The organism is Mycobacterium lacus (assembly GCF_010731535.1).
In the GTDB taxonomy this organism is placed as follows: domain Bacteria; phylum Actinomycetota; class Actinomycetes; order Mycobacteriales; family Mycobacteriaceae; genus Mycobacterium; species Mycobacterium lacus.
The window spans coordinates 3,836,206-3,849,979 of record NZ_AP022581.1 but is presented as its reverse complement, the minus strand read 5'-3'; the positions used below and the strand labels follow the sequence as shown (position 1 = coordinate 3,849,979).

The following is a 13,774-nucleotide window of genomic DNA, read 5'->3' as shown; positions in this document are numbered from 1 at the left end:
GGTCCGTGACCACAAAGGGGGCAGGACGTGTCCGAGCATCCACCGACGGGCGTGGGGGCGCCCGAAGGCTACGACGCGAACGGCGGGGCGGAGCACCCGACCACGCAGTTGCCGTCCCCGCCTTACACGGACCAACCCCCCGCTGAACCGGGCGGCGAAGCACCTAGTCGATCCTTCACCGGGTTCCGCACCGAGCGACGGTCGCCCAGACCCGACGCGCGGGCCATGGTGCCGCCCCCGGCGCCCGCCGAGATGCCGCCGGCCGCGCCGTCAGCCGAGCTGCCGCCGTGGGACGCAACCCCGGTGACCGGCCTGCCCCGGGTCGACCCGGCCGGATTCGGGGGCTATTACGGTGGCGCGGCCGACGGGCCCGTTCGGCGCGCGCAGACCCCGTACCGCCCGGAGCCGGTGCCCCCGACGCCGTATCCGGAGCTGTCCACCAGCATGCTGCTGCGACCGGTCAAGCCGCCGCCGTCGGAGGGCTGGCGCCGGTTGCTCTACGTGATGTCGGGCAAGCTGATCAATGTGGGGGAGAGCCCCCGCGCCATGCGCCACAACAACCTGGTGGCCCAAGTCAACCGGCCGCTGCGGGGCTGTTACCGGATCGCGGTGCTCTCGCTGAAGGGCGGTGTCGGCAAAACCACGATCAGCGCGATCCTCGGGTCCACCTTTGCCTCGCTGCGTGGCGATCGGGTGGTGGCGGTCGACGCCAACCCCGACCGCGGCACCATGAGTGACAAGGTCCCGTTGGAGACGCCGGCCACGGTGCGCAGTCTGCTGCGTGACGCCGAACGGATCCTGCGCTACAGCGATGTGCGTGGCTACACGTCGCAGGGTCCCGACGGGCTGGAAGTGCTGGCGTCGGAAAGCGATCCGGCCGTGTCGGAGGCGTTCAGCGCCGACGACTACACCCGCACCCTGGAAATCCTGGAGCGGTTCTACGGCCTGGTGATCACCGACTGCGGCACCGGGCTGCTGCATTCGACGATGTCGGCGGTGCTGGACAAGGCCGACGTGCTGATCGTGGTCAGCTCGGCCTCCATCGACGGCGCGCGCAGCGCCTCGGCGACGCTGGATTGGCTGGATGCGCACGGCTACGAGGACCTGGTGCGCGACGCGATCACGGTCATCAACGGGGTGCGACCGCGTCCGGGCAAGGTTGACATGCAGAAGGTGGTCGATCACTTCTCGCGGCGCACCCGCGCGGTCCAGTTGGTGCCGTTCGACACGCATCTCGAAGAGGGTGTCGAGATCACCATGGAGCGGTTGAACCGAAACACGCGCGAGGCGCTCACCGAATTGGCGGCAACCATCGCCGACGGGTTCCCTGGTAGAGCCCCGACGGTCTAAGCGCGGGTCTAGCGCGGGTTGTCGTCGCCGCGTCCCAACCGCCACAAGAACTCGGGGTCGTCGTCGGGCCCGATGACGCGCGTCTTCGGCCGGTTGGCCTGAGACCGCGCGACGCGCCAGCCGATGTATATCAGCGTCCCCAAGACCAGGACGAGGAGCAGGTAGAGCACTCGACACCTCCTTGGAGCGAATATACCCGCGCCGTAGGCTCGACCTGTGTCACAAGCGGCTAACGGCAAGGCAACTGGCGGTCGAGGCGCCGTCGACATAGTGCTCTACGCAGTGGCCCGGCTGCTGTTGGCGGTTGTGCTCGCCGGCGTGATCTATGGCGTGGCGCGAGCGCTCGGTGTCAACGAATTCCCGGTTGTCGTCGCCGTGCTGTTCGCGCTGATCATCGCGATGCCGTTGGGCATCTGGGTGTTCAGCCCGTTGCGTCGGCGCGCCACCGCCGCGCTGGCAATCGCGGGCGAGCGCCGGCGCCGGGAACGCGAACAGTTGCGGGCCCGGCTGCGCGGCGAGACACCGCCCGACAATCCCGACGGGGAGTAAGCGCCCGTTGCGCAAAACGGGCGCTCAGGCGTCGCTGTGCAGCGGCATCCGTACGACCTGCGCGGCATAGCTGAGGCCCGCGCCGTAGCCGATCAGCAGGGCCAGATCGCCCGGCTTGGCCGCGCCCGTCTCCATGAGTTGTGCGATCGCCAAGGGAATGGACGCCGCCGACGTGTTTCCGGCGTGCTCGATGTCGTTGGCGACGATTGTGTCCGGCCGCAGCTGCAGGTTCTTGACCAGCAGGTCATTGATGCGGCTATTGGCTTGATGAGGTACGAACACGTCGATCTGATCGGGTCCGACCCCGGCGGCGTCCATTGCCTGCCGACCCACATCGCCCATTTTGAATGCCGCCCAACGGAAGACCGCGGGACCTTCGAGCCGCACAAACGGCCGTGGGCCACCCGGATTCTGGGCAAAAGTGATCCAGTCGATGTCCTGCCGGATGGCACTGGCCTGTTCGCCGTCGCTACCCGCAACGGTCGGTCCGATGCCTTGGAATGGTGTTTCGCCCACCACCACCGCGGCCGCGCCGTCGGCAAAGATGAAGCAGTTGCCGCGGTCATGCATGTCGATTGTGGGGGACAGTTTTTCCGTGCCGACCACCAGCATCTTGGCGGCGCCTCCGCCCCGGATCATGTCGGCCGCCGCGCCCAGCGCGTACCCGAATCCGGCGCACCCCGCGGAGATATCGAATCCGAGTACACCATTGGCACCCAGCGCCGCCGCGACCATCGGGGCGGCCGGTGGGGTTTGCAGGAAATGGGTGTTGGTGGTGACGATCACGCCATCGATGTCGGCCGCGGACAGTGAGGCGTTCGAGAGCGCCCGTCGACAGGCCTCGGCCGCCATCGAAGCGGCGGATTCCTCGTCGGCGGCAAACCGGCGCGTCTTGATTCCGGTCCGGGTGTAGATCCATTCGTCCGACGAGTCGATGTTCTCGCATATCTCGTCGTTGGTGACGACACGCTCAGGGCGGTACGCCCCCACAGAAAGCAATCCGATGTTCTTGGCACCACTGGTCGTGGCGATCTCGGTCATACCCGTCCTCGGTTGGTCTTGTCTGAGTGCACACTCGAAGCTAGCCCAGCCGGCCAAACGCCAACGCCCCCGCCACCGCGATCGCCCACAGCAGCATCGCCAGGCCGGTATCGCGCAGCACCGGGATCAACTCGGGCCCAACCCGTCCGGACCGCACGGGCGCAAGCGCGCGCAGGGCCAGCGGCGCGGCCGCTAGTCCCGCGGCGCACCACGGCGTCGCCGCCATCAGGACCAGCGTCACGATCCCCGCAGTGGCCAGCAGCACCTGGTACAACACCCGGGTGCGGGCATCGCCCAGGCGCACCGCCAGGGTGAACTTACCCGACACCGCGTCGGTGGGGATGTCGCGCAGGTTGTTGGCGACCAGCACCGACGACGACAACGCCCCCGTCGCCACTGCCAGCACCAGACCCACCCAGTCCACCCGCGATGCCTGCGTGTATTGGGTGCCGAGCACCGCGATCAGGCCGAAGAACACGAACACCGCGACCTCGCCAAAGCCCGCATAGCCGTAGGGCTTCGACCCGCCGGTATACAGCCACGCCCCGGCGATGCAAACCGCGCCGACGACGAGCAGCCACGGCGCGCTGCAGAGTGCCAGCGCCAAACCGGCCGCCGCACCGACGGCCAGCCCCGCAATCGCGGCGATGAGCACCGCCCGCGGCGTCGCCAACCGGGAGCCGACCAACCGCACGGGGCCGGCCCGCTCGTCGTCGGTGCCGCGGATGCCGTCGGAGTAGTCGTTGGCGTAGTTGACCCCGATGACCAGCGCGACCGCGACGGCCAGCGCCAGCAGCGCCTTCCACCACACGGCGGCATGCAGCCAGGCCGCGGCGCCGGTGCCCGCGATCACCGGCGCCACCGCGTTCGGCAGCGTCCGCGGACGCGCGCCGGCGATCCACTGCGCGAAACTGGCCACGAGAGCATCCTGCCAGGATGCAGCCGTTGCCCGGTGCATGCCATCGAACCCGGGGCATGCACGACAATGGGCGGATGCTTGCAGTGATCGGTGGCAGCGGCTTCTACACCTTCTTGGGAGCAGACGTGCGCACCGTCAATCCGGACACCCCGTACGGCCAGCCCAGTGCCCCGATCACGATCGGCATCATCGGGCAACACGAAGTCGCCTTCCTGCCCCGACACGGGGCACATCATGAGTACTCGGCGCACACCGTGCCGTACCGGGCCAACATGTGGGCCCTGCGCGCCCTCGGCGTACGGCGGGTCTTCGCGCCGTGCGCGGTCGGCAGCCTGAACCCCGAACTCGGGCCGGGCATCGTGGTGGTGCCCGACCAGTTGGTCGACCGCACCACCGGCCGGGCCGACACCTATTTCGACTCCGGCGGTGTCCACGCCAGCTTCGCCGATCCGTACTGCCCGACGCTGCGGGCCGCGGTCACCGGCCTGCCCGATGTGGTCGACGGCGGCACCATGGTGGTCATCGAGGGCCCGCGGTTTTCCACCCGGGCGGAAAGTCAGTGGTTCGCCTCCGCCGGGTTCAGTCTGGTCAACATGACCGGCTATCCGGAGGCGATCCTCGCGCGGGAGCTCGAATTGTGCTATGCGGCAATCGCTTTGGTGACCGACGTGGACGCCGGCGTGGCCATCGGCGACGGTGTCAAAGCCGCCGACGTGTTCGCCGGATTCGGGGAAAACATCGAGCTGCTCAAGAACCTGGTGCGGGCGGCGATCGATCGGGTGGAGGCCGAGCGAACCTGCGAGCACTGTCGGCACCACGCCGGTGTTGCGTTGCCGTTCGAGCTGCCGTGAGGGTGCTGCTGACCGGTGCGGCCGGCTTCATCGGATCGCGGGTGAGTGCGGCGCTGCGGGCCACGGGTCACGAGGTGCTGGGCATCGACGCGCTGCTGCCCGCCGCGCACGGGGAAAACGCGGTGTTACCACCGGGATGCCAACGGGTCGACGTTCGCGACGCCGACGCGCTGGCCCCGCTGCTGGCCGGTGTCGACCTGGTGTGCCACCAGGCGGCGATGGTGGGCGCCGGCGTGGACGCCGCCGACGCGCCCGCCTACGGGGGTCACAACGATTTCGCGACCTCGGTGCTGCTGGCGCAGATGTTCGCCGCCGGGGTGCGCCGCCTGGTGCTGGCGTCGTCGATGGTGGTCTATGGGCAGGGCCGTTACCACTGCGCCGAGCATGGATTGGTCGACCCGCTGCCGCGGCGGCGCGCCGACCTCGACGCCGGGATCTTCGAGCATCTTTGCCCGGCCTGCGGGGAGCCGGTCAGCTGGCGGCTGGTCGACGAGGACGCCCCCCTGCGGCCGCGCAGCCTGTACGCGGCCAGCAAGACCGCGCAGGAGCATTACGCGCTGGCGTGGTCGGAGGCGACGGGCGGCTCGGTGGTGGCACTGCGCTACCACAACGTCTACGGCCCCGGGATGCCGCGCGACACCCCATACTCGGGCGTCGCGGCGATCTTCCGCTCGTCACTCGAAAAAGGTGAGCCACCAACGGTTTTCGAGGACGGCGGCCAGATGCGTGACTTCGTCCACGTCGACGACGTGGCCGCCGCCAACCTCGCGGCGGCGCATCTGCTGGAAGCTGGCCGCCCCGGGTTCACCGCGGTCAACGTCTGTTCCGGGTGGCCCATCTCGATTCTGCAGGTGGCCACCGCGCTGTGCGATGCCCGCGGCGGCCCTGACGGCACGGTGTCGCCGGTCATCACCGGGCGGTACCGCAGCGGCGACGTGCGCCACATCGTCGCCGATCCCGAGCGGGCCGCCGATGTGCTGGGTTTCCGCGCCGCCGTCGATCCGCGCGCGGGACTGCGCGAGTTTGCGTTCGCGCCACTGCGCTGATCGCTACGGCGGGCTGCCCGGCGGACGGAAGATCTTCGGACGCTCTTGCCGCGTTGACTCGCCTGATCTGAAGATCCGGGGCGATCGAGCCCCCCCGGAAAGGACAGCGGTGGGCGCATTGTGGTCGTCGCCGGCAACCCCGAATCGGGTCGTTGTGGCCTCCGACGGCGGCAGCGGACCACCGGGCGGTCTGGAGCCGGCGCCCGGCTGAACCGGCCGTCGCACCCGTCGTACCCGTCGTACCCGTCGCCGCGGACGTCGGATGCGTGCGGCGACGATGACGGCGGCCAGAATGCACGCCGCCAGACCGCACAGCACGACATCGAAGGTGCTGGTGATTTGCTGGGCGAGGTTGTTTCCGTAGACCGGGTTCGGCGGTGCGCCGGGGGATTCTTGGAACCGCGGCGCCAGCGCAATGCCCACGATGACGCGAGAAACCGTGAGGGTGAACAGAAATCCGCTCAGTGCCGCCAGCAGCCGTGCGCGCAGCGCATCGTTGGCCAGATTGACGCGAAGCCAGAGTGCAAGGACCGCGGTGGTCAGATCGAACGCGGCCAGGGTCAAGGTGTCGTAGCGCGAGTACGGGTAATTCAACATCACCGCGACGACGAGATCGGTGACTCGCATCAGCACCGAGCCCAGACACCAAACAACGATGAGCAGCAAGCCTTTTCGGATTGCCGTACGCCAGACGTCTTGATCTCTCCGGGTATTCGTGCCGAACAGTGCCAGCGGCGCGAACAGCGCCGCGGCCGCCGCCCACGCCAGATAACCCTCGTAGCCGACTCCGGCTGTCGACGTGTTCTGCGCTATGCCGTGGAACGCATCGATCTCCCGGCCGATCGGCAGGATCCACACAATGATCCCGGCAACCACCGTCGAGGCTCCGAGCGCGAGGACCGCGAGCCGAGAAGCGGTGGTTTCCCGAAGAATCCATCGCGACGCGACCAGGACAGCAGTCAGTGCGACCACGCCGTACACCACCGCCGTCGCGATGACCGCGACGTTCTGTGTGCCAAAGGCGACTGAACCGTCGGAGCCGCGCAATGCATATCGGATGCGCCAGCACAGATTGAAGCCGCAGCTGAGCGCCGCACCGAACATCGACGCGTAGCCGATGATCCGGGCCGCCCGGAGCCACCTGCGATTTCCGTATTCGTCCACGGTTGGACTGGTCGGCACGGGTTGCGCAGCCAATAGCGAGCCGACGACGCCCAGCCATCCGCCCGGCCCGACACCACCCGGCACGTGCACGGTGCCGCCGGACCGGATGGTCTCAAACACGTCGTAGCCGACGAAGGCCACCAAGAGCAGCAGATACGGGATGTTGAGCGCCAGGCGAAGCCGGCCGGCGACGACAGGGTTCAATTGCGCGCGAGACAAGGCCAGCGACATCAGCGACAGCGCCGTCACCAGCAACAGGACCAGCCATGACCAGGTGCGACTGCCCGGGATTCGGAAGCCGAAATAGAGGTTCCACGGGAAGAACAGCGCGGCCACCACGAAGGCGGCTGCCGTCAGGTCGCGCAGGCCGGTTCGTCTTCGCGTCAAGTGCCCGGACGCCGGCGGGCCCGGAAACGACAGCTGACCCGGGCCGGCGGCGGGTGGTGCCTGTTGTGCTCGGGCGCCCGTAAGAGGGCCGGTCGGCGTGTCGTCGCTGCTCAGGCTCACCATGCCCCCCAGGGATCGAAGTCGGTTGCTGCCGCCGCGGGCTCGGAGCTGCCGTGGGGGAACCCCCTGCCGGACCCGTTGCGTTGTTCGGTTGCGAACATATTCTCCGTTCGGATGACGTGGCCGTGGCTGTGAGTTCCGCTGTGACTGTCCCCGCTAATTGGGGTTCCAGCTACGCTGCGCTCATAGGGAAACCTTGCGCCCGAATGACGGATACTGCCAACGGTATCGAAGTGTAGTGATGCCGGGACATTGCTGGTTGTGGGGTAGCCAGCCGAAGGAGAGCCGCAAATGGACGTCGTGTTGGGGGTGGCGGTCGCGGATCGGGTAGCGCGCTTCGTCATGGTCGAGCCGGGCGGCGGGAATGCCGTGATCGACCAGTCCTCGGTCGACCTGGCGGACAACCCGGTGGCGGTCTTGACCGAGACCGTGGTCGGTACGAATCGGTTGTTGGCCGACGAGAACCACCGGCTGGTCGCGACTCGGCTGTGCTGGTCAGATCAGGACGAGGTCGACGAGCTGCGCCAGGCGTTGGACGACTCCGGTGTCCTGAACGTCGAGGTGGTCTCGGAGTCGCAGGCGGCCAGTGCGCTGCTGGGTCCGGCACGTGCCGGGTCGGCGATACTGCTGGTCGGCGAGGAGACGGCGAGCCTGTCGATGGTGGATTGTGCGGGCGCGCCGCCCACCCTGCTGGCCGCCGCGCCGGTAACGGGCGACGCGACGTCCACGTTCGACACGTTGATGGCGCAGATCCCCGCCCAAGCGGCGCCCGAGCAGGTGATCCTGGTCGGTCCGTCCGCTGAGCAAACCGCGCTTTTCACCGGCCGGCTTGACGGCGACACGACCATGCGCGTGGAGATTCCCGAGGATCCCACCTTTGCGCTGGCCCGGGGTGCGGCGATCACGGCCGGCGCGGCAGTGACGTTTGGTGGTGCCGGCGCCGCGAGCGCGACGTCGGCTCAACCGGCCCTGGGCGGGGATGCAACGACGGTCCTCCCACCGGCCTCCCCACCGGCCGGGGGAGCGCAGTCCGGCGCGGGTGAAGAGCCGCAGCTGGCGTACTCCCAGGCCGGCGATTACGAGCTGCTTCCCGTGGAGGGTTACGAGGGCCATGGCGACTATGGCGACGAGTTCGAGGAGTTCGAGGAGGATGACGAAACCGGGGCTCGTCCACCGCTGAGCAGGCGGTCGCTGCTGATCAGCAACGCGGTCGTTGCCTTCGCGGTCATCGGGTTCGCTTCGCTGGCGGTGGCCGTGGCGGTCACCATCCGGCCGACGGCGGCTTCGCAGCCGGTCGAGGGGCACCAGAACGCTCAGCCGGGGAAGTTCATGCCGCTGCTGCCGACTCAGCAGCAGGCGCCCGTGCCGCCGCCTCCCGCCGATGCGCCCACTTTAGGGTTCCAGGGCGGTTCCATCCCGGCCGTCCGTGCCCCCCAACCGGCACCTGCGCCGGTTGCGCCGGCTCCAGTACCGGCTGCTCCGGGTGTGGTGCCCGCCCCCGTACCCATCCCGGTCCCGATCATCCTTCCCTATCCGGGCTGGCAGCCGGGGATGCCGACGGTGCCCACCGCGCCGCCGACGACCCCGCCCACGACGCCACCCACGACGCCGCCGACGACGCCACCGACGACGCCACCCACGACGCCGCCGACCACGCCACCCACGACGCCGCCGACGACGATGGCCCCGATCACCACGACCGTCCCCCCGACGACCGTCCCCCCGACGACCGTCCCCCCGACGACGGTGGCTCCGACGACGGTGGCTCCACAGCCCACGCAGCAGCCGACCCAGGTACCGACCCAGCAGGTACCGACCCAGCAGCAGACCGTGGCCCCGGCTCCGCAGACCGTGGCCCCCGCTCCGCAGCCGCCGCTTGGCGGTGGCAGCGGCGGTGGCACCGGCGGCAGCAGCGGCGGTGGCACCGGCGGCGGCAGCGGCGGTGGCACCGGCGGCAGCGGTGGCGGTGGCACCGGCGGCACCGGCGGCAGCGGTGGCGGTGGCACCGGCGGCACCGGCGGCGGCAGCGGCGGTGGCACCGGCGGCAGCAGCGGCGGTGGCACCGGCGGCAGCGGCGGAGGCCACTCCGGGCACTCGTTCGGCGGGTTCTGATCACCCAGCCGCCCCCCTAAAGTCGATGTGCATGCCCGACGGCGCGGTGACGGTGGTGCTGCCTTGTCTCAACGAGGAGGAGTCGCTGCCTGCGGTGCTGGCGGCTGTTCCCGCCGGGTATCGGGCGCTGGTGGTGGACAACAACAGCACCGACGACACCGCCGGGGTCGCCGCCCGCCACGGCGCCCAGGTGGTCGCGGAACCGCGGCCCGGGTACGGCTCGGCCGTGCATGCCGGCGTGGTTGCCGCGTCGACCCCGATCGTCGCGGTCCTCGACGCCGACGGGTCGATGGATCCCGGCGACCTGCCCCGGCTGGTCGCCGCACTCGAACGGGGCGCCGATCTGGTGGTCGGACGGCGGCGTCCGGTGCCCGGGCTGCACTGGCCGTGGGTCGCCCGGGTCGGCACCGTGGTAATGAGCTGGCGGTTGCGCACCCGGCACCGCCTGCCGGTGCACGACGTCGCGCCCATGCGCGTCGCGCGGCGGGAGGCCCTGCTGACTCTGGGAGTCGTCGATCGGCGGTCGGGGTATCCGCTGGAACTGCTCGTCCGCGCCGCGGCCGCCGGATGGCGCGTGGTCGAACTCGACGTCCGGTACGGCCCGCGGACGGGCGGCAAATCCAAGGTCAGCGGTTCACTGCGGGGCAGCATCACCGCGATCCTCGACTTCTGGAAGGTGATTTCGTGAGCTGTCTGCCGGTGACCGTGCTGGTGGTCGCCAAGGCGCCGGAGCCCGGACGGGCCAAGACGCGGCTGGCCGCGACGATCGGCGACCGCGTCGCCGCCGAGATCGCCGCAGCCGCGCTGCTCGACACGCTGGACGCGGTGGCCGCCGCACCCGTCGCCGCGCGGGTGGTGGCGCTTACCGGCGACTTGGAGGCAGCGGCCAGCGCCGGCCAAATCCGGCAGCGGCTGGAGTCGTTCGCGGTGATCGGCCAGCGCGGCGACGGCTTCGCCGACCGGCTCGCCAACGCACACGCCGACGCCGGCCTACGTTTCGCCCGTCAGCCAGTGCTGCAAATCGGGATGGACACCCCGCAGGTGACCGCCGAGTTGCTGGCCGAGTGCGCGCGCCGTTTGCTCGAGGCGCCGGCGGTGCTCGGGTTGGCGCGCGACGGCGGATGGTGGGCCCTCGGGGTCCACACCCCGGCGGCGGCCGAGTGTCTGCGCAGCGTCCCGATGTCCCAGCCGGACACCGGCGAACTCACGCTGAAGGCATTGCGCGACAACGGTATTGACGTGACACCGGTGCGACGACTGGCGGACTTCGACGTCGTCGGCGACGTCGCCGCGGTGCGTGACGCCTGCGCACCGGGAAGCCGGTTTGCGCGCGTCACGCGTGCGGCCGGCCTCTGAGGCCGGATGCCGCTTACCAGTTCGTGAAGATGACGCTGTTCAGCAGCAGGGCGCCGGCGGCGTTGACCGCCAGCCACAGCCGGTGCGACCGCAGCGGTAGCAGGGCCGGCGCGGCCGTCAGCCAGACGGTGAACGGCAGCCAGATCCGTTCGGTCTCGGCCTTGCTCAGCATGCTCACATCGGCGCAGATGACGGCGGCCAGCACTGCCAGCAGCAGCAGGTGCAAACCGGATCGGCGCCGGATGGCGTTCCGATCGAACAGCCGGCCGATGCCGGCGACGCTGCCCAGCCCGATGGCGCACACCGTTGCTGCTAGGTTGGCCCAGGACCAGTACTGGAACGGGCGATCCTTGGCGACTCCCTGCCAATAGCGTTGCTGCACAAGATCATAGCCGTCGAACCAGTAATACCCGGACACGGCGAAGGCCGCCGCCACCGCCACCGCCGCCAGGGTGGCCGGGCCCACCGCCCGCAGGGCGGCTCGCCGGTCGGCCCTCCCGTTGCCCGAGGACACCAGGACCGCCAACGCCGGAAGCCCCATCAGCATCAAGCCGTAACTGAGGAATACCCCCCAGCCGAGCAACACGCCCGCGCCGGCCGCCACCAGCGCGGGGAATCGAGCCGTCCCGTGCACCGCCACCGCCAGCAGCGCGATGCCCCACGCCGCGACGCCCGCGAAGTATCCGTCGGCCGAGACGGCAACCCAGATCGCCGTCGGCGCCACCGCGACGAACGGCGCGGCCCGCCGCGCCGTCTGCTCGCCGGCCAACGCCCGCGCGGCGATCACCACGGCCGCCGCTGCGCTGGAGCCGACCAGCAGGCAGAGCAGTCCTGCCCAGGCGCCGCCGCGCAACCCGAGACGGTCCAGCCACACGAACGTCAGCAGCGCGCCCGGCGGATGCCCGGAGACATGGGTGACCCAGGAGTCCGGCCGGAAGTCGAGGATCCGGCTCGAGAACGTGCGCAACGCGGCCGGGATGTCGGTGATGCCGGGAACCTGCGACAGATACTCGTCCCTAGTGGTCAGCCGGCCGGCGAAGCCGCGCTGCCAACCGTCGATCATTGCCAGCGAAAGCGCCCACGCGCAGGCGGTGGCCCAGGTGCCAAGTGTCAGAATCGGCCACGAAAGCCGTTGTGCCGCAACCTGACCCCACGCCACGGCGGCCACGGCCAGGAGAATCGCCGGCGCGGTGCCCCAGCCGACGTGGGCGTCCCAATAGCCGAAGATCGGTGCGGCGCCGGCACGCACGCCGAACCGCTCCAGACCGATGTCGGACCGCGGTTTGACGCCCACGTTCATCCGGGGCAGCGCGAACGCGGCCGCCACCAGGACGAGGCCGACGGCGACGGCCCATGCCTCCCGGCGCGCGATCCTCACGACAGATCAGCCTATTGGTCGCCCGTCCCGGCGAATCGGCGCACCAGCGCCGTGCGGTCGATCTTGCCGATGCCTTGTCGCGGCAGCGCCTCGACGATGTGCAGCTCGCGCGGTGCCGCGGTGGCGTCCAGGGTGCGGGCGACATGGGCCCGCAGCGCGTCCAGCGTCGGCGCCGGACAACCGTCGCGCACCACAACCGCGGCGACCACCCGCTGGCCCAGCCGGTCGTCGGCGAGCCCGAAGACCGCACAGTCCGCCACCGCGGGATGGGTGCACAACGCGGCCTCGACGGGCTGCGGCAGCACGGTCAGCCCGCCCGTGCTAATGGCCTCGTCGGTGCGGCCCAAAACCCGCAGTACGCCCGAATCATTCACGGCGCCAACGTCATCGGTGTGAAACCAGCCTGACTCGGCAAACGGGTCGGGATGAACCGGGTTGCGATAGCCCTTGGCCAGCGTCGCGCCCCCGACCACGATGCGGCCATCGGGTTGCACGCGCAGCTGGACGCCATCGAGCGGGACGCCGTCGTAGACGCAGCCTCCGGCGGTCTCGCTCATCCCGTAGGTGCGCACCACCGCGATGCCGGCCGCCGCGGCGGCCTCCAGGATCGGCCGGGGCGCGGGTCCCCCGCCGATCAGCACCGCGTCCAATTCGGCCAGCGCTGCGGCGGCGGCTGGGCTGGTGAGCGCCTTGGCCAGCTGCGCGGCGACCAGCGACGTGTATCGCCGGCCAGGGCCCAATTGTTTTACCGCGCTGGGCAATTGGCTGATGTCAAAACCGGCTGTGACGTCCAGCTCGACGGGTATGGAACCGGCGATCGCGCTGCGCACTAGCACCTGCAGCCCGGCGATGTGGTATGGGGGCACGGCCAGCAGCCAGCTGCCCGCTCCGCCAAGCCGGTCGTGGGTTGCCGACGCGCTGGCGGTCAATGCGGCAGCGGTGAGCAATGCGCCCTTCGGGGGTCCGGTGGTTCCCGAGGTCGTCACCACCAGGGCCACGTCGTCGTCGATCTCTTCGCCCACCCGCAAGGCAGACAGTGCCGATTCGCTCTCGCCAGGGGCCCCCACCGCGACCATCGCGGGATCGCGGCCGTCCAGCACCCGCCGCAGGGCGGGCAGGAGCACCCGGACGGCGGAACCCGGCGGGACGCGCAGCGCGCGCAGGACGGCTATGTGTGGTCCTCGGTGTCGCGAGCCGCATCGAGGGGCCAGCCCTTGGCGGCCAACCGCGTCCGCACTCGCTCGATGTCCTCCGGCGACGGCAGATCGTCGGTGAATTGGGTGATCACCACACCGATGTCGATCTGGTCGAACTCGCCGCGCCGCATCAGCTCGTTGGCGACGGCCTGGACTTCGTCGTTGGTCAATCGGCGGGCCAGCAGCGCGAGCACCGCGAAGGTGTCCGTCGGCGGAATGCCATCCGGATAGCCCGCGCGCAGCCACGAGACGATCGAGGTGAGGAATCGGTTCACGCTGTTTGCAACTTCCCCTCGGGACCCCCG

At 70.1% G+C, this 13,774-nt stretch carries 13 protein-coding genes and 1 pseudogene; 7 read left to right on the top strand and 7 right to left on the bottom strand.

Annotated features, from left to right (window positions below):
* Positions 1-27: 27 nt before the first annotated feature.
* Positions 28-1,363 (top strand): annotated as a pseudogene (locus G6N24_RS17740) (MinD/ParA family ATP-binding protein); the annotation flags it as partial.
* Here G6N24_RS17740 and G6N24_RS17735 read toward each other — a convergent pair.
* Positions 1,359-1,520, bottom strand: coding sequence for a hypothetical protein (locus G6N24_RS17735; RefSeq protein ID WP_139822476.1), 162 nt, complete (start codon positions 1,518-1,520; stop codon positions 1,359-1,361). The pseudogene G6N24_RS17740 and the gene G6N24_RS17735 sit on opposite strands and share 5 nt — an antisense overlap.
* Positions 1,521-1,566: 46 nt before the next feature.
* Here G6N24_RS17735 and G6N24_RS17730 point away from each other — a divergent pair, with 46 nt between their 5' ends.
* On the top strand, positions 1,567-1,899 hold the full coding sequence (locus tag G6N24_RS17730) for a DUF4229 domain-containing protein (protein WP_085161712.1): 333 nt from the start codon (positions 1,567-1,569) through the stop codon (positions 1,897-1,899).
* A gap of 24 nt (positions 1,900-1,923) precedes the next feature.
* On the opposite strand, the gene fabH is transcribed toward G6N24_RS17730, so the two are convergent.
* Together fabH and G6N24_RS17720 are read right to left on the bottom strand one after the other, a co-directional pair.
* Positions 1,924-2,940 (bottom strand): beta-ketoacyl-ACP synthase III, encoded by a 1,017-nt coding sequence (fabH, locus tag G6N24_RS17725; RefSeq protein ID WP_085161713.1) that lies wholly within the window; start codon positions 2,938-2,940, stop codon positions 1,924-1,926.
* A gap of 40 nt (positions 2,941-2,980) precedes the next feature.
* The gene (locus tag G6N24_RS17720; protein WP_085161736.1) at positions 2,981-3,859 is read right to left on the bottom strand and encodes a 1,4-dihydroxy-2-naphthoate polyprenyltransferase; all 879 of its coding nucleotides are present in this window, start codon (positions 3,857-3,859) and stop codon (positions 2,981-2,983) included.
* Between the two features lie 74 nt (positions 3,860-3,933).
* Between G6N24_RS17720 and G6N24_RS17715 the strand changes: the two genes are divergently transcribed.
* Both G6N24_RS17715 and G6N24_RS17710 read left to right on the top strand, forming a co-directional pair.
* Positions 3,934-4,710, top strand: a complete 777-nt coding sequence (locus tag G6N24_RS17715; protein WP_197743096.1) for an S-methyl-5'-thioadenosine phosphorylase — start codon at positions 3,934-3,936, stop codon at positions 4,708-4,710.
* Positions 4,707-5,756, top strand: coding sequence for an NAD-dependent epimerase/dehydratase family protein (locus tag G6N24_RS17710; protein ID WP_085161715.1), 1,050 nt, complete (start codon positions 4,707-4,709; stop codon positions 5,754-5,756). Before G6N24_RS17715 ends, G6N24_RS17710 begins: the two co-directional genes overlap by 4 nt.
* A gap of 3 nt (positions 5,757-5,759) precedes the next feature.
* Here G6N24_RS17710 and G6N24_RS17705 read toward each other — a convergent pair whose 3' ends face one another.
* Complete coding sequence (locus G6N24_RS17705) at positions 5,760-7,430, bottom strand: DUF7937 domain-containing protein (RefSeq protein ID WP_139822477.1); 1,671 nt, start codon at positions 7,428-7,430, stop codon at positions 5,760-5,762.
* A gap of 288 nt (positions 7,431-7,718) precedes the next feature.
* Here G6N24_RS17705 and G6N24_RS17700 point away from each other — a divergent pair, with 288 nt between their 5' ends.
* From G6N24_RS17700 to G6N24_RS17690, 3 genes are read left to right on the top strand one after another with little or no spacing between them, the layout of a single operon-like run.
* The gene (locus tag G6N24_RS17700) at positions 7,719-9,539 is read left to right on the top strand and encodes a hypothetical protein (RefSeq protein ID WP_179963442.1); all 1,821 of its coding nucleotides are present in this window, start codon (positions 7,719-7,721) and stop codon (positions 9,537-9,539) included.
* 31 nt (positions 9,540-9,570) lie between these two features.
* Positions 9,571-10,227 carry a glycosyltransferase family 2 protein gene (locus tag G6N24_RS17695; protein ID WP_085161717.1) on the top strand — a complete coding sequence of 219 codons (657 nt, stop codon included), beginning with the start codon at positions 9,571-9,573 and terminating at the stop codon, positions 10,225-10,227.
* The gene (locus G6N24_RS17690; protein ID WP_085161718.1) at positions 10,224-10,895 is read left to right on the top strand and encodes a TIGR04282 family arsenosugar biosynthesis glycosyltransferase; all 672 of its coding nucleotides are present in this window, start codon (positions 10,224-10,226) and stop codon (positions 10,893-10,895) included. Before G6N24_RS17695 ends, G6N24_RS17690 begins: the two co-directional genes overlap by 4 nt.
* A 13-nt stretch (positions 10,896-10,908) precedes the next feature.
* Here G6N24_RS17690 and G6N24_RS17685 read toward each other — a convergent pair whose 3' ends face one another.
* From G6N24_RS17685 to G6N24_RS17675, 3 genes are all read right to left on the bottom strand, one after another.
* Entirely contained in the window at positions 10,909-12,273 is a 1,365-nt protein-coding gene (locus G6N24_RS17685; RefSeq protein WP_085161719.1) for a hypothetical protein, read from the bottom strand.
* Positions 12,274-12,284: 11 nt separating this feature from the next.
* The gene (gene menE / locus G6N24_RS17680; protein ID WP_232070819.1) at positions 12,285-13,373 is read right to left on the bottom strand and encodes an o-succinylbenzoate--CoA ligase; all 1,089 of its coding nucleotides are present in this window, start codon (positions 13,371-13,373) and stop codon (positions 12,285-12,287) included.
* A gap of 68 nt (positions 13,374-13,441) precedes the next feature.
* Positions 13,442-13,744, bottom strand: a complete 303-nt coding sequence (locus G6N24_RS17675; RefSeq protein ID WP_085161720.1) for a DUF3349 domain-containing protein — start codon at positions 13,742-13,744, stop codon at positions 13,442-13,444.
* Positions 13,745-13,774 lie beyond the last annotated feature (30 nt).

Coding starts and splice junctions, on each gene's coding strand:
- G6N24_RS17705 (WP_139822477.1), bottom strand. CDS start 7,430: ATGGTGAGCCTGAGCAGCGACGACACGCCGACCGGCCCTCTTACGGGC.
- G6N24_RS17695 (WP_085161717.1), top strand. CDS start 9,571: ATGCCCGACGGCGCGGTGACGGTGGTGCTGCCTTGTCTCAACGAGGAG.
- fabH (WP_085161713.1), bottom strand. CDS start 2,940: ATGACCGAGATCGCCACGACCAGTGGTGCCAAGAACATCGGATTGCTT.
- G6N24_RS17700 (WP_179963442.1), top strand. CDS start 7,719: ATGGACGTCGTGTTGGGGGTGGCGGTCGCGGATCGGGTAGCGCGCTTC.
- G6N24_RS17715 (WP_197743096.1), top strand. CDS start 3,934: ATGCTTGCAGTGATCGGTGGCAGCGGCTTCTACACCTTCTTGGGAGCA.